The 21,087-nt window shown below is 32.3% G+C and carries 11 protein-coding genes; 3 read left to right on the forward strand and 8 right to left on the reverse strand.

From position 1 onward, the window contains the following. Positions 1–249 precede the first annotated feature (249 nt). The 3 genes from R6X41_RS04215 to R6X41_RS04225 are packed head-to-tail and all read left to right on the forward strand — an operon-like array spanning position 250 to position 7,041. Entirely contained in the window at positions 250–3,582 is a 3,333-nt protein-coding gene (locus R6X41_RS04215) for a transglutaminase family protein (RefSeq protein ID WP_318497731.1), read from the forward strand. A gap of 7 nt (positions 3,583–3,589) precedes the next feature. Next, on the forward strand, positions 3,590–6,151 hold the full coding sequence (locus R6X41_RS04220) for a circularly permuted type 2 ATP-grasp protein (protein WP_318497733.1): 2,562 nt from the start codon (positions 3,590–3,592) through the stop codon (positions 6,149–6,151). 2 nt (positions 6,152–6,153) lie between these two features. Continuing rightward, complete coding sequence (locus R6X41_RS04225; RefSeq protein ID WP_318497735.1) at positions 6,154–7,041, forward strand: transglutaminase family protein; 888 nt, start codon at positions 6,154–6,156, stop codon at positions 7,039–7,041. Between the two features lie 160 nt (positions 7,042–7,201). Here the strand turns inward: R6X41_RS04225 and R6X41_RS04230 are convergent, their stop codons facing one another. The 8 genes from R6X41_RS04230 to R6X41_RS04265 form a co-directional block, all read right to left on the reverse strand. Beyond that, positions 7,202–7,960 carry a hypothetical protein gene (locus R6X41_RS04230; protein ID WP_318497737.1) on the reverse strand — a complete coding sequence of 253 codons (759 nt, stop codon included), beginning with the start codon at positions 7,958–7,960 and terminating at the stop codon, positions 7,202–7,204. Positions 7,961–8,365: 405 nt separating this feature from the next. After that, positions 8,366–10,849 (reverse strand): TonB-dependent receptor, encoded by a 2,484-nt coding sequence (locus R6X41_RS04235; protein WP_318497739.1) that lies wholly within the window; start codon positions 10,847–10,849, stop codon positions 8,366–8,368. A 66-nt stretch (positions 10,850–10,915) separates the two neighbouring features. Then, positions 10,916–11,749 (reverse strand): AraC family transcriptional regulator, encoded by an 834-nt coding sequence (locus tag R6X41_RS04240; protein ID WP_318497740.1) that lies wholly within the window; start codon positions 11,747–11,749, stop codon positions 10,916–10,918. A gap of 297 nt (positions 11,750–12,046) precedes the next feature. Next, complete coding sequence (locus R6X41_RS04245) at positions 12,047–16,924, reverse strand: DNA repair ATPase (RefSeq protein WP_318497742.1); 4,878 nt, start codon at positions 16,922–16,924, stop codon at positions 12,047–12,049. A 99-nt stretch (positions 16,925–17,023) separates the two neighbouring features. Continuing rightward, the gene (locus R6X41_RS04250) at positions 17,024–19,102 is read right to left on the reverse strand and encodes an SPFH domain-containing protein (RefSeq protein WP_318497744.1); all 2,079 of its coding nucleotides are present in this window, start codon (positions 19,100–19,102) and stop codon (positions 17,024–17,026) included. Positions 19,103–19,118: 16 nt separating this feature from the next. Then, positions 19,119–19,823, reverse strand: coding sequence for a hypothetical protein (locus R6X41_RS04255; protein WP_318497746.1), 705 nt, complete (start codon positions 19,821–19,823; stop codon positions 19,119–19,121). A gap of 3 nt (positions 19,824–19,826) precedes the next feature. Then, positions 19,827–20,543, reverse strand: a complete 717-nt coding sequence (locus R6X41_RS04260) for a PspA/IM30 family protein (protein ID WP_318497748.1) — start codon at positions 20,541–20,543, stop codon at positions 19,827–19,829. A 10-nt stretch (positions 20,544–20,553) separates the two neighbouring features. After that, positions 20,554–20,949, reverse strand: a complete 396-nt coding sequence (locus R6X41_RS04265; protein ID WP_318497750.1) for a type III secretion system chaperone family protein — start codon at positions 20,947–20,949, stop codon at positions 20,554–20,556. Positions 20,950–21,087 lie beyond the last annotated feature (138 nt).

Here is a 21,087-nt window from a genome sequence, read left to right on the forward strand (position 1 = left end):
TAAACAATCATCTAATTATATAGCATCACACTTAATAAAAAAACGTATTTTTAACAAAAACACCTAACTATTACACACTACACTTTCTTTAAATTATTTATTGTTTTAAAAAAACACATAAAAATTATTGAAACAACATTTTAAAATACAAAAAAAAATACAATTTACAATCTTTAGCTTTTTTTTCACCGTTCACTTATTTATCGTGTAAAAATCACCTAAATTGTAATGTCTTTAACTGGATTATTTATGGCTTTAAAAATAGTAATTACTCACAAAACGAAATACAAGTACGACAGATTAGTATCGTTATCTCCCCACATTTTTAGATTACGTCCTGCACCTCATAGTCGAACTCCAATAGAAGCATATTCTATTAAAATCACACCAGAAGAACAATTTTTTAATTGGCAACAGGACCCTTTTGGGAATTATATGGCACGATTAATTTTCCCGGAAAAAACGAGAGAATTAACTGTAGAAGTAGAAATTATTGCTGATTTAAAAACCATAAATCCATTTGATTTCTTTGTTGAAGAAAGTGCTGAAGAATTCCCGTTTACGTACACAGACACCATAAGAAAAGAGCTTCTACCCTATTTAGAAATTACAGAAAGAGGTCCGCTTTTACTAGATTTCATTCAGACTATTGATATGACTCCTAGAAAGACCATTTATTTTCTAATTGACATCAATCAGAAAGTTTATGAATATTTAAAATATAACATCCGGATGGATCCGGGTGTACAATCTTGCGAAGAAACACTAGATCACAGAACGGGATCTTGTCGTGATTACGCTTGGCTATTTGTACAGGCTTTACGTCATTTAGGATTTGGAGCACGATTTGTTTCAGGATATATTGTTCAATTAAAATCTGATGAAAAATCGTTAGATGGTCCTTCTGGCCCTGAAGAAGATTTTACAGATTTACACGCTTGGGCCGAAGTTTATCTTCCTGGTGCTGGTTGGATTGGTTTCGATGCTACCTCTGGTTTATTGTGTGGTGAAGGGCATATCCCTCTAGCTTGTACGCCTTCTTTTGAAAGTGCAGCTCCAGTAAGCGGAATGACAGATATTTGTGAAACCACATTTGAATTTGAAAATTCTGTTAAACGTATTTTTGAATCTCCACGTGTAACCAAACCCTATACAGAAGAGCAATGGAATGCCATATACAAACTTGGTTTTAAAGTTGAAAAAGAATTAGAAAAAGGCGATGTAAGATTAACCATGGGTGGTGAACCTACATTTGTATCTATAGACGATATGGAAGGTGAAGAATGGAACACAGCTGCCGATGGTCCTCACAAACGTGAACTTGCAAAAAATTTAGCCGCAAAATTATACGACGAATACGATAACGGTAGTGTATTACATCAAGCGCAAGGAAAATGGTATCCAGGAGAACCGTTACCACGCTGGCAAATAGAACTATGTTGGAGAAAAGACGGTAAGAAAATATGGCATAATAAGAAATTATTAGCTCTATTTTCAAACAATCCAGTCCTTCCTGAAAATGCTTCAGAATTATTCTTAAAAACGTTAAGCCGGAAATTAGACATCACCGACGAATATATCATTCCTGCATACGAAGATGCGTTTTACTTTATGTGGGAAGAAGGAAAATTACCTGTAGATGTAGATCCTACAGTAGATGACGGTGCTTTATTAGTTAAAGACAAATTAAAACAAATCCTAAAAGACGGAAAATCTAAAGCCATCGGACATGTGTTACCATTAAATAACACATCAGACACATGGCACTCTAACACTTGGAGTTTTAGACGTAATCATTTATTCTTAATTCCAGGAAATTCTCCTATCGGTCTAAGATTACCTTTAGACTCTTTACTTAGAGACCCTGAGTTTGGTGATTTCCCGAAGCAAGAACCTGATAATTTTACAAAAAAGAAAAAATTACCGAGTTATAAAAATATTGTTTTAAGACGTTCAAAAAACGTTAATGAACATGGCATTTCCGAAGACACAAATAACTATTTTATACGTACAGGTTTATGTGCCGAAGTTAGAGATGGAAAAATGCATTTATTTTTCCCTCCTTTAGATACTGCAGAAATCTTTTTGGATTTAGTATCTTCTATAGAAGCAACAGCAAAAGAACTTAAGATACCCGTTGTTTTAGAAGGTTACGATGCACCACATGACACCCGTTTGGAATCGATGAAAATTACTCCAGACCCAGGTGTAATTGAAGTAAACGTGCAGCCGGCAAAAAACTGGAAAGAACTTACAGACAACACCTTAACCCTATACAGACTAGCTAAAGAGTCGCGTTTGGGTACAGAAAAATTCATGTTAGATGGAAAACACACCGGAACTGGTGGTGGAAACCATGTTACTTTGGGAGGTATTACACCTAAAGACAGTCCGTTGTTACGTAAACCAAGTTTATTACGAAGTTTGCTAACCTTTTGGCAACATCATCCAGGACTTTCATACTTGTTTTCTGGAGCATTTATTGGAGCCACAAGTCAGGCGCCACGTATAGATGAAGCGCGTATGGAAAACCTATACGAACTTGAAATTGCGTTCAGTCAAATTCCGAAAAGTGGAAAAGTGCCCTTTTGGTTAACAGACAGATTATTCCGTCACTTATTAACCGATTTAACAGGAAACACGCACCGTGCAGAATTCTGTATCGATAAGTTATACTCACCAGATTCATCTACTGGACGATTAGGTATTTTAGAGCTACGTGCTTTTGATATGCCTCCGCATCCACAAATGAGTTTAATGCAAAACTTGTTAGTACGAACACTTGTTGCTTGGTTCTGGAAGAAACCTTACGAGCACGATTTAGTACGTTGGGGAACAGAATTACACGATAAATTCTTAACAGAACATTACGTTAGAGAAGATATAAAAGACATTGTTACGCAACTTAACAAGGCTGGATATAAATTTAAAGAAGACTGGTTTAATCCGTTCTTCGAATTTAGATTTCCGCTTCATGGAATGGTTGAAATAAATAATATTAATTTAGAATTACGTGCTGCTATCGAACCTTGGAATGTATTAGGTGAAGAAATGACTGGTGGTGGAACTGCTAGATATGTAGATTCTTCTGTAGAGCGTATTCAAGTTAAAGTAACACATTTTACTGAAGAACGTTATGTTTTAACCTGTAATGGTGTGAAAATTAACTTAAATAATACAGGTGTAAAAGGCGAATTTGTTGCCAGTATTAGATATAAAGCATGGAATCCGCATTCTTCTTTACATCCAACAATTGACGTAGATACCCCTTTGGTTTTCGATATTATTGACACTTGGAATAGACGTGCCATTGGAGGTTGTACATATTTTGTTGCACATCCAGGAGGACGATCTTACGAAACCTATCCAATAAACAGTTATGAGGCTGAGTCTAGGCGAATTAACCGTTTCTGGGATATAGGACATACTCAAGGTGAAATTTTTGAAGTGGAAAAAATTGAACAAGACGACAATAATTCAAGTAGAAATGTCGAAATTCACGGCAGTTCTAGAAAATATAAATATCAAGAACAACCTATTAATTTCGAATTTCCTTATACTTTAGATTTAAGAAAAAAATAAACGATTAATGCCGATTGATAAAAACACCTTGTTTGAAAACTATTTTTCAAACTCAAAGAATTACGACGAAGTTCTTAAATCAAATATGTCTATTAATCCCAATTGGGAAAAATTATTGAGTAATCTTACTCAAGCAGGCACTAAAACCATGATCTCAAAACAAGATGAGATGGATTGGTTAATGGACGAAAACGGTGTAACCTATAATGTTTATAACGACCCTAAAGGGATGCACCGTTCTTGGAAATTAAATATAGTGCCCTTTCTTATTCATCAAAAAGAATGGGCTACTATAGAAAAAGGTATACAACAGCGTTCGGAATTATTAAACCTGACGTTAAAGGATATTTATGGCAAGCGTGAACTTATTAAAAACGGCATTTTACCGCAAGAAGTAATATATGCGCATCGCGGTTTTTTAAGACAATGCGATCAAATTAAGTATTCGACAGCCAAAAATTTATTAATTCATACTGTAGATTTAGCACGCGGTCCAGATGGCCAAATGTGGGTGGTTAACGATAGAACTCAAGCACCTTCGGGTATGGGTTATGCGTTAGAAAACCGTTATGCAACAAGCCGTATTTTACCAGATATCTTTAAAGATATTAATGTAAAACCGCCATCGTCGTTTTTTGCAGATTTTAATAAAATGCTAATAGACGCGGCACCTCAAAACAAAGAGAATCCAACTATTGTTATCCTTACTCCTGGCCCATTAAATGAAACCTATTTCGAGCATGCTTACATGTCTTCATTTTTAGGTTACCCTTTAGTTGCTGGAAATGACTTAGTCGTTAGAAGTGGAAAAGTTTGGATGAAGTCTTTAAAAGAACTTAAACAAGTCGATGTTATTTTAAGACGTGTAGACGATGTTTTTATGGATCCATTAGAGCTTCGTGAAGATTCTTATTTGGGAGTCGCAGGCCTTCTTGATGCTGTAAGAGAACAACAAGTAACTATTATTAATCCTATAGGAAGCGGAATTTTAGAAAACTCCGGACTTATCCCATTTTTGAATGCCATTTGTAAATACTTTTTTAAAGAAGATTTAATTCTTCCGCAAATAGGTTCATGGTGGTGTGGACAGAAAAAAGAACGTGATTATGTTCTAGAAAACTTAAAGAATTTAGTTCTAAAACGTATCGATAGATCTAACAGAGAAAGCATCTTTTTCTGTGAATTTTTAAAACCAAGTCAATTAGAAAGTTTAAAAAAAGACATTCTTTCGAATCCGTATGTTTTTGTAGCTCAAGAGAAAATATTATTTTCTACAGCTCCTGATTTTGTAAAAGACAAACTAGAACCACGCAAAGTGATGTGCAGAACATTCTCGATTGCAAAAGAAGATGGCTATTCTGTAATGCCTGGTGGTTTAGTTCGGGTTGCTTCAGAGCGCGAAGAATTATTTGTATCAAATCAACGTGGTGGTGTAAGTAAAGATTTTTGGATTATTACAGACGAGCCTCAGACTAATATTCAAAATTATTCTTGGGACAGTACTTTTAAAATTTCACAGTCAGGAATTAACGATTTACCTAGTAATACCGCTGAAAATTTATATTGGTCTGGACGTTATTTAGGAAGAGCTTTAGTTACCGCACGCTATTTACGGACAGTGCTAACCAAAATGAGTAACGAGCAGTACAATAAACAAAAAACGCAATCAGAAAGCTTGCTATGTTTATTTCAATCTGTAACACATATTACCTCAACATTCCCAGGATTTACAGGTAAAGAAGGAGAAAAGGCATTAGAAAACCCGTTAAAAGAAATTCTATCTATTATTATAGATAATAATCGTCCAGGAAGTTTTGCACAGACACTTGCTAGTTTTAATAATTCCTATTTTACATTACGAAATTTATGGTCTAAAGATATGTGGCGTGTGTTTGATGGCATCCAGAAAATTTGGAAAACATTTGTAGACGAACCTGGAGAAAAAAGATCAATTCAGTCACTTATAAAACTATTAGATAAAATTATTACAAGACTTATTGCTTTTATGGCTCTTATTGAAGAAAGCATAATGGTTGAACAAGGTTTACTTCTATATTTTATTGGTTTACAAAGCGAACAAGCCGTCATGAATATTTCTAAATGCCGTTCACTTTTAGTTGTTAGCCACAAAAAGCAACCACAATATGAAATCTTAGAAGCTTTATTATCCAGTCATGAAAGTTTAAATATTTACAGATACAGTTACCGTTCGCATTTAAGTACGGAAAACGTTATTAATCTTATTCTATTAAATAAAGAATATCCAAAATCGTTGACGTATCAACTTGAAAGAATTCAAAAAGATATTGATAGATTACCACACTCTGAAGACATTGGAAAAATAACAGATTGTCAGAAAGCCATATCGAAAGCAAATTCTAAAATAAGAAGTTTACAAATTAAGGACCTATTAGAATTAAGTGATGAAACAGTTATTAGACAGAATTTAGATGATGCATTAACAGAATTGAGCGACCTATTACATGAAATGTCTCTAGCAGTATCAGACACTTATTTTAATCATGCTTACCAGCAAAAACAATTGGTTAATCAAAATTTCCCCTTTTAATTATGGAATTTAAAGTATCACATACAACCAGTTACGACTACGATAGTGGAGTAACCTTTTGTCATAACATTGCGACTTTAAAGCCCAGAACAATACCCGGGCAAACGATATTAGAATATAAACTTGAAATAAGTCCAGAACCTTCAGAAATAACAGAACGTTTAGATTTTTTTGGAAATATAATTACAAGATTTTCCATTCAAGAACATCATAAAAAGTTAAAAGTAACTGCAAAAAGTACAATATTAAGAGATTATGCATCTCAACCAGATATTGAAACTTCTAAAATGGGTAAATCTATCTCTTTAGAAGATTCTTTAAAAATTTTAAAAACGAATAAACTCGATCTCATTGATGTCAATCAATTTAAGTTAGAATCTATATTTATAACTCATATTACTAAAGAAATAAAGGAATATGCTGAAGCGTCTTTTAAAGCAGACCGTTCTGTTTTTGAAGCGTCTTACGAGTTAATGCAACGTATTTTTACTGAATTTGAATTCGATTCCGAATTTAGTACTATTGCGACTCCTATTCAAGAAGTTATGAAAGAGAAAAAGGGTGTGTGTCAGGATTTTGCTCAAATAGCAATTGCATGTGTACGCTCTATAGGATTACCAGCCCGTTATGTTAGTGGTTATATTGAAACATTACCACCACCCGGGAAAGAAAAATTAGTTGGAACTGATGCGTCTCATGCTTGGTTTTCTGTTTATATTCCTACTTTTGGTTGGGTAGATTTTGACCCTACAAACAATCATATCCCTAAGAACCAACACATCACTGTATCTTGGGGTAGAGATTATTACGATGTACCACCTTTAAAAGGTGTTGTATTTAGTGCAGGAAAAACTAAAATGAAAGTAGCGGTAGATATAAGACCTGCTTAGGTTTTATACTGTTCAAATAACATACAATATTCTAAAAAGACATACTTTTCTCTGAATTAGTATCTCTATAAACAAAAACTGAATTACAAAACATAATGTTCGTAATTCAGTTTTTTAGGTAATATTGAGAAAAAATAAGTAGGCAAGATTTTAATCGAAATTAATTTACATAATTATAAATAAGACTTAAAGTAGAAGTCTCGTTATATCTTGTATCGATAGAAGTTAAGGTTGCTGATTTCGGATAATTATCTGCATCATAACTGTAATTCGCATTTAAGGTTAGTACAATTTCTCCTTTTTCGTTTTTATAAATTATTTGTGCCGGATTATTTAAAGGAAATAAAAGTTTTGCTTTAATAATTTCTGATGATTGTGTTAAACTGAAATTTAATTTAACCTTATCTAAAGCTGAAATAATACCAGCCGAATCTAAAGTGTAATAATATGGATTTGGCGCATTGTCGTATTTAATTTCGGCTGTATATTCCTCTGTCCAGTATTCTCCAGTTTCATAATCATATTCGTCTTCAAAAAACATTATAATTTTAGGATTTCCGTTATCATCGTATTCTAAAACTTGACCAATTTCAAAAGCATCATAAGGTGAATCGAAAAAACTCTCAACATTTAAAATATCACCATCTCCAGAAACGTTTGTTAACTGATTATCATCGTATACAAAAATACTAGACTCTTCACCATTACTTATAGTGTTTAATGTCCCATTTGCATTATAGCTAAGGCTAATAACTCTATTTTCGTTAGAATCCTGACCAGAAGTAAAAATTACGGATTGTATTAATTTCGTTTCAACATTACCATTAACCTCTTCAAATTCATCGGAAGTAGAATCACTACAGCTTATAGTTAGTAAAGCACCTAAAAATAGAGGCAAAAAAATGGTTGACTTTTTCATATTTATTATGTATTTAATTATCCATCAAATTTGATGTTATTAAATAACAACTCCTTCCGGTTTCCCGTAATCCCCTCTAAAAAACTTAATTATTTTAAAACAATAAACATATTACAAAAATAAAGCCTCAGGCTAAACGAACCTGAGGCTTTATAATTAATTTGTATTTGCTATTAATCTAACTCTACTTGATTATTAATCTTTTTATTCCTAAACCTAGATTAGTTTTTGTTTGAACGATATAAAGTTATTTTCATACTTTTTTACTATAAGTCAGATATAAAATTTTTAACCTCATATAAATAGTCACATCAAAGGTAGACACTCTAGATCTATAAGACTTCTATTGAAGTACTACCATCAGATAGGAAATAATTACTAGACTTCAAAAATTAAATTAGAGTTCTAGAATTCGCGCTTACCAAATTCACTATCAATAAACTTGGATTCGTTTTTCTTTTTATTGAAGGTATACGAAAGGTTTAAAAAGACCATATCTACTTCGTATACATAATTAGTCGTGGTATAAAAGGAACCTTCTTGCCAAGTCGATATCCGCTGTTCGTTGCTATCCAACAACCCCATATCTATATTTTGCCATTGCAAAGTTGCTATTAACTGATTATTCAAAAATGCCTTTTTAAAAGCTAGGTTTGGGGAGTAATATTGAGAGTCTTCTCCTTGGGCTGTGACACGATTGGACAAATAATTAAACGTAAATTGTAATGAAGCTGAGCTTGAGAAATTATAAGTAGAATTTATATTTAGCGAATACACAAAACTAGTTCCGTCTATAGGATATCCATTATAAGCACCGTTAATCGCAAAATTATATAAATTAGCACCAATGGAATTATTCCATTTTTGAGTGATATCAAACTCTGAACCTATCTCTAAACCAATAGATTGCCCCGTACCTACATTCGAATAAATGCGATTTAAAATAGTATCGTTAAACACTGTATTTACACGGTTAATTAAGTTTTTAACATCGCGATAATAAAACGTTCCATAAACAGAAGCACCACTTTTAAAATCTTTAAAAACACCAACTTCTGCTAAATCTATAAATTCTGGTTTTAAGGTCGGATCTCCTTGCTCTAAAGTTTCAGAATGTTCACGTTCCGGAAATGGATTCATTTTAAAAGAAGTGGTACGCTCAATTCTACGGCTGTAAGCAGCTTTCAACTTTAAACCCTCTTTAACTTTATATTGTACAGATGCCGATGGATATAATTTTACAAAATCGTAAGTATACGTGGTATCAATTTTACCAACCTTATCCTTTAAGTATAGATCTCTATTCATGCTTTCTAATCTTAGTCCCGCACTGAAGTCGAATTTTTCTATCGATTTATCTAACTGCACATAGACAGAATTAATTTGCCTTGTTAAATCTACTTCACTCGAAAATTCAGGAACTAAAATAAAATCTCCAGTATCCAAATCTTTACGCTCGTAAACAAAATCTCCTTTATGGTTTAAATTCCTAAACTGATATCCTACAGACAATTGACCGAAGTCCATAGGCTTAAAAGTATAATCTGCCTGAAAACGAATTCCGTTTAACGGGTTATCATTTGTATTATAATCTTCTTGTAAAACTTCTGTAATATCTGGATAACCTAAATTTTCATTTAAAGTTGGACCTCCTAAAAACGTATATTCATATAATAAGGATGTATATAAATTGGATTCATTTTCAAACGCATGTTCATAATCAAAACTAGCAACCACAAAATCACTTGTTCGATTCCGCAAATTATCATTCATATATTGAAACGTATAAAGACGGTCTTCTTCACCTCCATCCGCTGGAGTAATCGCGTGATTATCGTAATATAAAATATTTGCTCGTCTGTCTTTAGAACGTTTTCCAGCATACACGCCTAAAGTAAAAGTATTTGCATCGTTTGGTGTATAATCTAAATTCACACGGCCGGAATAATTCGTTTCATCATAGCTACGTTCTCCATCGGAAGGAAACCAAGTTATGGTATCGTTAATAATGGTATTTGCATTTCCTTCTCTACGTCCCGTAAGATCGTTACGCTGATAACTAGCTCCTAGTGAAAAATTCCATGTATCCTTTCTTAAATTGTAAGTAAAATCGCCCCCATAACGTCCAGCTGCTGCGTCATTATCATAATCTTCGATACTTGGCAATCCTAATTTTAGGTTAATTTGTGTAAACGCTCCATTAATTGCGCCTTTTTTGGTAATGATATTTATAATACCCGATGTCCCTTCCGGATCGTACTTGGCAGATGGGGCTGTGATTACCTCCACGCGCTCTATGGCATTGGCAGGAAATTGGGATAAAATCTGACTGGCACTACTTTGTACGGGTTTACCGTTAAGTAAAAGTGTAAAACTAGTACTTCCGCGTAAAGCGATTTCTCCCACACCGTTTACATTAACCGATGGTAAATTTCGCAATACATCGATAGCATTTCCCCCTTTTGAATTTTGAAAATTTTTAGTTGAAAACACTTGACGATCAACTTTATTAACCACATAACTTGTGGTCCCTTGCACAACAACTTCGTTTAAACGTTCTAAACTTGCCTGTAACAGAATAGTATCTAGCTGTATTGATTCATTATTTTTGGAAATAACGAAAGACTTGGTCTTTGTATTATCATACCCGATAAAAGAGACTTCCAAATAATAGCTTCCTTTTTTATATCCGTTGATTTTAAAAGCTCCTGTCTGATCTGTAATTACACCAGTAACCAATGTACTATCGCTAACTTTATAAAGTGCTACAGTTGCATAATCGATTCCTTTTCCGCCTTTAGAATCAACAACATTTCCTGTTACTTGTGAAAACCCATATTGAAAACATACGGAAGCAAAAAAGGCCAGTATTAAACTTTTGAAATTCATTTTTACATCTCTTTAGATTTTTCAAAAATAAATTATAGTCCATTTAAAATCATGGTCTATTTGAATTTAAAACCGTTTGCTTACAGCTGCTTTTCGATAATTAAGTGGAGTTATATTATTATTTTTTTTGAAATATTTTCCAAAATGAGATACATCCTTGAAATGAAGTTGATGTGCAATTTCGGTAACATTAAAGCTTGTATATAACAGTAATCGTTTCGCTTCTTTATTAATATAAGTTGCGATGACTTCTGATGCCGACTTACCGAATGCATGCTTGCATATCGTATTTAAATACTGAGGCGTGATGCATAATTTTTCGGCATAAAAAGCCACATTATTTTGCGGGCTTTCACTTAAATAATATAAAAATTGTTCAGAAACATCGCCCATCAGTCCGTTTACAATAGTGTTATCTAAACTTGTAATTTTAAACAATAAAGCTTTCAGTAAACCTTCCACTACATTTGGATTACCGTTTAACTTTGTCTCATTGCATAATAATTCAAATAAGGTTTCAATAACATCCTGTTCGGAAGCAGATTTAACATCTAACTTACTAAATTTAGATAATTCTAATAGTAATAAATTTATCTGAGTATCTATAGTCGTCTCAGCAAACTCATCTTTAAAGATTATGACATACCCTTTTGGTTCCGTTTCTATAGACCAATGATGTACCTCTTCACGTTTTACAAAGAAAAATTGTGGCACATCTATAGAGTATTCTGTGGCATCTATAGTATGAGAACCACTCCCCTTACTTAAATATACAATTTCAAAATATTTATTATGTTTATGAGGTTTTGTATACCTTTTAGACCTATCGAAAGGCTCTATTTTAATGGTCTTTTTAACTGCTATCTTGGTATTAACTTTTATTTGAGTATGCTCTATCATATACTATTTTATATATCACAAATAAATACTCTATCACTATAGCATATATACATTATAAAATACAATTTATTTAATAGCCATTACAAAAATAGCTTTTGATTATAAAAAACAATTAATATCGAAAGTAGTCAAATGAGGTTACTTAACTAAAGAAAATCATGAAAGTTTATAGAATGAGGAAACACCACTATTGAAACTAAACTAAAAAAGCCAACTATAAATAGTCGGCTTTCTCTTATTTTAAGGTAAATTTTCACTTCTTAAAAACTAAAATAAAAAAAAATAATTGAGAGAAAATTATTTTCTTAAACCATTTTGTAGCACATCTTTAATACCTTCTAAGTTTTCGGTAAATTGCATCATTTGCACAAGTAATTGCGCCATTTCATTCTTACCTCCAAAACCTTTAAGCTTATTATTCTTTTGAAAGGTTTCTCGAATAGACTCCCATCTTATTTGTTCATTTTCAGAAAGATCTCCGATAAGCTCCTTGTATTTTAATAGATTTGCTTCAGCAGAAGACGTCAACGTTTGTGATTCACTTTCATAATGAGAAAGCACTAAGGTCTTCAATTCTTTATCGTTCATTACAGGAACAACTTTTGCCACTAATTTATTCATGTCACGATAAGACCCCTGTAATTTAAACGATGGTTCTACTCTATACTCATCCTCCATAGCAGCGCTTTTAATATATGTTTCGTTAACTTTAAGCACGGTGTTCCTAATCTGAATAACTTTTTCTAAAACCGACACATATTCTTGAATCTCTTGATTTGTATAATTACCTGTTAATTGGGCTTCTTGATTATCATTTTCAATACGATCTAATAATCTATACACATCATCAAAGTTCTTACTTCCTAATTGCTGTAACACCGGATTAGATGTTAATGAATTTTCTATAAGACTCAGCCTAAACAAATGCGCTGTATCCCCAATAATATCTCCCAGATTATAAATATCTGCTCTATTGGCTAACATATCTGGAATTCTAAATTTATCGCCACTTTCTGTGTATGGATTTCCTGCCATGACTACACAAAACTTCTTTCCACGTAAATCGTAAGTTCTAGATTTACCGTTATAAACACCTTCTACTTTCCTAGTACCGTCTGATAATGAAATAAATTTTTGCAAAAATTCAGGATTACAATGCTGAATATCGTCAAGATATAACATCACATTATTTCCCATTTCAAAAGCTAAGTTTAACTTTTTCAACTCTTCTCTGGCAGCAGAATTTGTAGCCGAAGAAGGATCTACAGAAGTAACATCATGACCAATAGCTGGGCCATTTATTTTCATAAAAATTAGACCTAACCTATTCGCTAAATATTCCATCAAGGTTGTTTTACCATATCCCGGAGGAGAAATAAGGAGTAATAACCCCATTCTATCGGTTCTTTTTAAATCTCCAACTGTACCTAATTGTTTTGCTAGGTTATCTCCAAAAAGCGGAAAATAAACTTGATCTATTAATTTATTTCTAACAAATGAACTTAATATTCTAGGCTTAAATTCTTCTAATTTTAAATCTTCTTTTAACTGAATAGTAACATCATGTTTTGCTTTTCTAAAAGCATTAAAAGCAGGCACTTTTTCCTTGAAGTAATATTCGTGTAAAATAACAAAATCGTGAAAATTAAAACTATAAACACCATCTTTAATCGTGTTATGCTCACCTCTTAAACCTTCTATTTTTTCTGAAGGCGATGTGAATTTTGTATTTAAAACCGCTTCATCTTCAAATAAAATTAAACACACAACTTCATTTACATACTTCAATTTTAACTGGAGATCTTCAGTATTATCACTCGCTAAAAAGGCTTTCACCCACTGACTAATTAATGCTACTTTAGCTTCGTTTGCTTCTAACTTATCTAAGCTCTTTTTAAATTTTATATCTGCTTTTTGATCTTTAAGAGTGTTTAAAAAAGCCTCTTTAATTTGTATTGCTATACCACTTTTCTGAAAATCATTATCGATTTGAAGTTCTTCAAAAAGATATTCTGCAGCGTCCTTTGCTAAAGTCGTTTCATAAATCCCTGTCTGAATTCCAAATTCAAAAATTGACTCTTCTAATTTCTTTACAATAAACGCATATTCTCTAGCGGCAGGAAAAAACTGTACAACTTCTCCAGATGCTTTTATAGTTTCATTTAGATATTGCTGATGCTCTTTACTCGTGAAATTCCAAAAATACTGAGCACAAGCTCTAATCTCGGCATGATATCTTAATAAATCTAACGTTCTATATTTCTGAATAAGTGTCGATAATATTTTAGCTGCATCCTGATCATGAACACCTTTAACATAGCCTTCGGAATAGTCTTTACTACTCTCATCCTGAACCAATTTTAATAACGCTTCTTCGGTATATTCTAATATTTTATCTTGATGCTTTTTGAAGATTTTATAAGCCAAATATCCTCCACGATAGACCATTTTGTTTTCTGAAACATAATCCTGGTTCCAAAATTCTTCTGATTTTAAAAGTATTTCATTTTCAATTTTTTGATAAAAATCGGAACCCGTAAGATGATATTTTAAACTCCCATCTGTATAAACTATTGTTAAATCTAATTCTTGATTATTAACTCCAAACTTATGCTTACCTAAACGAATAACATTATCGCCATCTTCGTATAATTCCTTTTTATCCTTAAGTTTTCTTATAGCATCTTCTTTAGCAGATTTTAGTAATGACTGAATTTCTTCGGCCTTACCACTATCATCCATATCCTGAAGTTGCTTAGAAATGTCCCTAGCCTTATTTACTAAAATATCTGATGCAAAATACCCATGAATATCTGAAGATTCAGAAAATGATTCTGCCTTTTTACGTACACCTTTTAAAATACGCTCTGCTGAATTCTGTAGCATTAGAGCACGTTTATTACGCTTTTCTACAAGACTATTTTTACGCGCCTGAAAAGCATTATAAACCTCTTCTCTTTTTTCTATAATTAAACCAATAAACGTTTCATAATCGGCAAACTTCCCTTCAAGTTCTTCTAATTGAATGGATATTTTAGTTTGAAAATCATCACATTTTTCAGGCAAATCTGCAATATCAAGATAATTAATAATACTCTGATCTATTAATTTTAATTGTGCTGCAAACTCGGCCTGTGCTTCTTCACTCCCTAAAGCTTTTCTATTTTTTCTAATTTCTGCTTTTAACTGGTTTATGGTAGCAAAAATTAATGAGATATTATTAATAATACGTGTGGAGTGAGACGTATCTTCGATTTCTAAATTTGAAACGATTTCTATAAGTAGCTCTAAGTCTTTAGAAATTTTATTTACTTGCTCTTCTAAATCCTTTGCCTCAATAACCTTATTAACCTTAGTTAAAGCTTGCTCTTTTTCCTTAATAGCATCTTCGTAAGGCTTCAAAGCTTTATCGTCCAACAAAAAATGCGCACAACGTTCAGAAATTCGAGTTGTTTGTTCTGCAATATTCTCCTCTAACCTCGTTATAAAACCTTCATCTACGTAACGAATTTCTTTTAAACCAATAGCTTCACCACGCAAAGCTCTTAACTGGGTTAAATAGCTTACAAAATCATTAATACTTCTAAAACTTGTACTCTTAATTTTATTAAAAACCTGATTGGCTTTAACTTCTATTTCGTTAATCTTATCGCCTGCGTTTTTCTTTAATTGTATAACCTTCTGAAATTCATCGATTGCTGCATTGGCGGCTTGGTTAATCTCCTTTAAAGGTTCATTTAATTTTTGTGTTTCATCTTCAGTTAACCAATAATAAGAATCTAATATATCTTTAGAACGTTTTGCTAGGTCTACATATAAACCATCATAATTATCTTCTTTATTTAAAAGATTTATAAGTCCATGAACTTCAGCCATAGCTTTTACAATATCCTTATTCCCGATTTTATATAACAAACTGTCTTGATGTGCAGATGGAATAAAATCATCTTTTAAGTAAGGGGTTTGCCAAATCTGAATTACATGGTGTCTGGTTTGTTCGTTTTCATTCCTAAAATAACATAACTCACCATCTTTTAAAATTGTAAATCCATTACATATAATAGGAGTTTGTATTTCTTGAGAAATGACATTATAACTCATTAAATTATAAAGCCCTTGTTTGGCAGAATAAAAGACATAAAGGTAATCTTCTCCATTAGGAGAAGCTATTTTCTCTTGAAACTTTACATTTGGAATACTATTATCGAATATATAATATTCTCCCGTTTGCAAATAATACCCTGTTGAAAAAATTACTCCATGATTTTCTGGAAGTAAAACACAGGCTTCTTTTATACTTTCAATTTTCTGAATTTCTTTAAGTTTATGGTTATAAACAAAGTATCGAGAACTTTCTTGAAAGGGTTTTATATCTAAAATAATCAGGTTTCCTAAATTAGCAAATCTATACTGACCATCGTCTAAAGTTTGATCGCGGTGTTCTACTTCTTCAGAATAAATACCTTTTCCATCGTCTGTATTATCTTCAATTTTAATAGTTAAATCACCTTCAATAGTTTCTACAAAAACACGATCTAGAATAGACACATGAGCGTGCACACCTCGACGATGCATATCTCTAGTTACTTCCTGCCAATTAAATTCATGTTGTAATGGTAATTTATATTCGTGATCACTTCTATCGCCCTCATACTGAAGTTTATCATCTTTTATTAACCATTTAAAGGCTTTAATATCTGTAACACTTTCACTTAATTGAAAAATCATGTAAAGATAATTTCCTATTACAGCGAACTTAGAAAATATAGTATTACGATAATATTTATAAAGATTAGTGAAATCTGATTGAAAAACGGAATCATCAAGTAAATCTAAAGCAACAGATTCAAAACTATTATTTTTAAATCTATAAAGGCTCATAACATCATTTAAAGCAATTTCTGTTCTTAACCCAAAATGCACATTATAACCAAATAGACATGTATCACCAAGAGAAACTATATCTCTAGCAATACAGTTATTTTCAGTATTAATACGATCGCTAGTGATTAGTTTAGTTTCTAAAGAGCCAAAAACATCTTTTCTACCATCGTTTAATTTTTTAAGACGTTGTTGTAATTCAGTTTTTTGTTTTTGAAGTCGGTTTTGAATAACCTCATAAGTGCCAACATCTAGTTTTTGATTATGTTCTTCCTTTATAGGTTCCTTTTTCATTATATCCTATCCTGAATTTTAAATTAAAATTATAAATAAACTAACCTTATAAAAAACAGAGCCGACTAATATAGCCGGTCTGTTTTCAATGAATTAATTCTAGTTTTTCAACTTTGAAATGTCACTATTAGAAATCCCTAACCCTTTTGCCAGGTTTAATAAATTCCCTAACATAGTATGCTCTTCTTTATCGTTAGATTTCTTTTTCAAATCACTAATTAAGCTAGCAATACTCACGTTTTTAAGATCTTCTGTAGACACATTATATTTCTCCGCAAAATCTTTAACCTTTTCTAGCAAATTTCCTTTAACATCATCACTACCTAAAATTGCCGTTTTAACTTCCTGGATATTATTAGAATTCTGCACTAATCTATCGAAACCTTTACCTCTAGTAATTTGCCCAATAATTTGATCGAAGAACATCGTTTCTCCACCAACAATATCGATTTTAGCAGCTTTTAAAGCATCGCTAATAACTTGTGCTTGTGCATCTGCAATATCTTTTTGAATATTGATATGTGCAAGATCGACTTGAAGATCCTTATTAAGACGCAGTTTAAACTCTTCGTGCTCTTTACCTACACCATCAAGTTTTTTCATTGCTGCTGCTTTCTCTTCTATTCCAGAAGCATCTGCGATTGCTTTTTCTTTAATAACATCGGCTTCAGCTAATCCTTCTTTACGTTTCGCATCGGCTCTTACTTCTATTCCTACTGCTTCTGCTCTTGCTTTTTTCTCAATAATATTAGCTTCGACTAAACCTTGACGCTCATTAGCATCTGCTTTAGCATGCATAACTTGAGCTTCAGACAGACCTACTGTAGCCTCTTCTTTTGCTTGTGCTTCTGCTAATATTTTACGAGCCTCAGCTTGCTTCACACTAGCTTCTTTATGGGCCATAGCTTCAATATTAATTTCTTCAGCTTTTTGTTTAGCAGCTTGTTTCTGAGCTTCTGCTGCTTTTGTTGTTTTAATTAATGCTTCTTCGGCATTTGCTTCTGCTATAGTAATTTTAACTTGCTTATCTCTATCTGCAGTTTTAAAAGCCTGAATATCTTTCATATTCTCTTGCTCTTCTACCACACCTTTCTCAAGCATTACACGATCACGAATTACATCTTGAATGTTTTTCTTTTCTACTTCTACTACTTTTTCTTTTTCAATCTGAGCCAGTGTCACTACTCGTTCTCTCTCGGTAGCTTCTAATAATCTATCTTTTTCTACTCTTTCAGTTTCTACTGCATGTGTTCGCTCCTTATTTTTAAGCGCTACAATTATTTGACGTTGCATATTTTCTTCAGCAACTTTAACTTTTTCTTCTGTAGCTATTCTTGCACTTTCAGATTTTAAGCGCTCTTCTTCATTTACTTTAAGAATTTCAGCACCTTCTCTAGCTACAATATTGGCAATTTCACGCTTTTGTCGCTCTTCTTTTTCTGCTAACTGTTTATCCAACTCTAAAATAGCCTCTCTAGCTTCAACATCTTGTTTTCTTATTGTTTTTTCCTCATCTCTTTTAATAAGGTTTGCCTTCATATTTTGAACAGCAGTAAGCTCTGTAATTTTCTTGATTCCTTCCGCATCTAAGATGTTGTCTGGTTTCAATTCTTTAACCGATGTTTGTTCAAGGAAGTCAATCGCACAATCTTCTAAAGTATACCCATTAAGATCTGTTCCTATAATATTTACAATCTCGTCACGAAACTCTCTTCTGGCTTCATATAGCTCTATAAAATCAAATTTCTTCCCAACAGTTTTAAGGGCTTCAGAAAATTTTGCTTCAAAAAGATCTTCTAAAGTTTCTATTTTAGAAGCTCTATCAACCCCAATAGTTTGGGCTACTTTTTTAATATATTCAACATCATTATTTACACGTACAAAAAAGGCTACTTTAATATCTGCACGCATATTATCTTTACAGATAAGACCTTCATGAGCAATTCTTTCAATCTGAATTTTCTTTACAGAAATATCCATAATTTCTGTTTTATGAAACACTGGCACAGTATACAACCCTTTATCTGTTGCTACTTTTGTTCCCCCAAACCCTGTTCTAATTAGAGCCTGACCTTGTGGTATTTTTTTATAAAACATCGCGATTATCGCGAAATAAACAATGATTAGGAATAGTAAAAGACCTATTCCAATTCCAATGATTGGTAAAATTGATTCCATTTTTTAGTTAGATTAATTATTCGTTATAAGATTGTACTAAATAGTAATTATGATCGGCAGATCTTTTTATAATAAGGATATTAGAGCCATATGTTAATGATTCTCCTGTTAATGATTTAACATAAATAGACATTGTATCTCCATTAACTCTCACCTCTGCATTTCCCATTTTATCTTGAGATATAGAAGATAGTAATGTTGCTTTTCTTCCTAAATAATCAATTGGAGCATCTCCATCTTTATTTAAATTCTTGAAGAAACTTTTAAACGGACTAGTTAAAACCTTGGTCAGGATTAGAGCAGGAAACAGAGCCAAAAGCATGATTCCAAATCCAATATAATTATCATATGTATAGGTTGAGGCTGTAATTATTGTAGTTAAAAACCACCAAACAAAAACCCAAAATGTAAACGTGAACATAAACGGCAGTCCTACAAAATTAAAATAGATTAAAAATATCTGCCACCATTTTAAAGGAGAACGTTTTTTTCCTACAACATCTTCTTGGTTAATTTCTGTGTTTGAAAGATCTTCAAAATCCATATTACCGCCTTCTAAACTAGTATCTACATCTACGTCGGCATCAATATCTATATCAAAATCAGGGTCAAAATCTAAGCCCCCAATCATGGTAACGATCCAGTACAAGATAAGTATGATCAGTAAAGTGCTAAGCACCACATTAACTTCAGAAAAAAGTATGTTAGTCAGTTCTGTCAAGGTTTATTCGTTTTTAATGGTTTTCATTCCCAACTGTTCCTTAAGTTTTTCAAGGTCATTATCTGCTTTTACTTTTGTAACATCTGCGGCTTTATCAATTTCTTCATCTATAGATTTAGAGGCGTTAGCGATATCTCCATAAGCTTCTGCCAGCGCTTCTTCTTGAGCTACTTTTTCCTTCATGCGCTCCAACATAGAGACCGTTCCAGTACTATCCAGTTCTGCCATTTGTTTATTGAGATTTTTTGTTGCGTTGCTAACTTTAACTCGTGCTTTCAACGTTTTTAATTCATTTTCCCAATTACTAATATTAGCTTTAATAGTTTGAATATTTTTTTTCATCAGAGCAACATTATTATCGAATGTTTCAGATTCTTCGTTCGCTCTTAATACCTGTTGCTCTGCAGCATCTTTTTGCACCAAAGCTTCTGTTGCTAATCGATCTGCTTCAATAGGGTCTAATGCCTTAGATTGTCCTTTTTTCAAGATAATTATCGCTTTATTCTGATACTCATCTACTTTGTTCTGAAATTCTTCTTTTTCATTTGTTGCGCGTATTGCTAAAGCTTTAACTTGTGCTAAAGCTTCTAGACTTTTTTCTAGATCCAATTTCATGTCCCGAATACCTTGTTCAGTCATTTTTATGGGATCTTCCATTTTATTTATTGCAGAATTTGTTTCCGCCTCTCCTATTTTAAATAATCGTCTAAAGATGTTCATAGTGTATGTTTTAATATTTTGAAAATTCAATGATTTTATCTGAGTATTCGCTCATTAATAGACTTAATGAATTTAAAGATCCTTCCAATTCATTTAAATCCATATTTTCTACTTGTAAAGTGTCTCGGTAAATTACTTTTTCTCCAGAGTCGTCCAAAACAAAAGCACCATGAACAATATCTCTGTTCTTTTGTAAGAGGCTTTTAAAAATTTTCTCTGATTGATTGTTTATCTTAAAAATAAATTGCTCCATAATTAATATTGGAGGAGCAACTCCGATAATGAGATTTCTAATTCCAGAATTTTCTTTTTGAATTACCATAAGACCATCGTCTAGATTTTCTCTGGTGATATTAAAATTTAATTCCAGTAAAAAATCTCTCGTAATATTGAAATGATTTTTCATAGGTAATTTGGGTTAGCGTTAAAGTTATAGAGTTTAATATTACAAAAAACAATTAAGATTTTATTAAAGAATCTTGATTAGCTCACTGACAATACTTATAATTATAATGACCATAAAGTTATGTTTTAATTGATTAAT

Origin of the sequence: Formosa sejongensis, from assembly GCF_033447105.1 — a bacterium.
In the GTDB taxonomy this organism is placed as follows: domain Bacteria; phylum Bacteroidota; class Bacteroidia; order Flavobacteriales; family Flavobacteriaceae; genus Formosa.

Bases quoted from the DNA above. Each gene is read 5' to 3' on its own strand.
- R6X41_RS04220 (WP_318497733.1), top strand. From the start codon at position 3,590: ATGCCGATTGATAAAAACACCTTGTTTGAAAACTATTTTTCAAACTCA.
- R6X41_RS04260 (WP_318497748.1), bottom strand. From the start codon at position 20,543: ATGAACATCTTTAGACGATTATTTAAAATAGGAGAGGCGGAAACAAAT.
- R6X41_RS04265 (WP_318497750.1), bottom strand. From the start codon at position 20,949: ATGAAAAATCATTTCAATATTACGAGAGATTTTTTACTGGAATTAAAT.
- R6X41_RS04245 (WP_318497742.1), bottom strand. From the start codon at position 16,924: ATGAAAAAGGAACCTATAAAGGAAGAACATAATCAAAAACTAGATGTT.
- R6X41_RS04250 (WP_318497744.1), bottom strand. From the start codon at position 19,102: ATGGAATCAATTTTACCAATCATTGGAATTGGAATAGGTCTTTTACTA.
- R6X41_RS04225 (WP_318497735.1), top strand. From the start codon at position 6,154: ATGGAATTTAAAGTATCACATACAACCAGTTACGACTACGATAGTGGA.
- R6X41_RS04215 (WP_318497731.1), top strand. From the start codon at position 250: ATGGCTTTAAAAATAGTAATTACTCACAAAACGAAATACAAGTACGAC.
- R6X41_RS04230 (WP_318497737.1), bottom strand. From the start codon at position 7,960: ATGAAAAAGTCAACCATTTTTTTGCCTCTATTTTTAGGTGCTTTACTA.
- R6X41_RS04240 (WP_318497740.1), bottom strand. From the start codon at position 11,749: ATGATAGAGCATACTCAAATAAAAGTTAATACCAAGATAGCAGTTAAA.
- R6X41_RS04235 (WP_318497739.1), bottom strand. From the start codon at position 10,849: ATGAATTTCAAAAGTTTAATACTGGCCTTTTTTGCTTCCGTATGTTTT.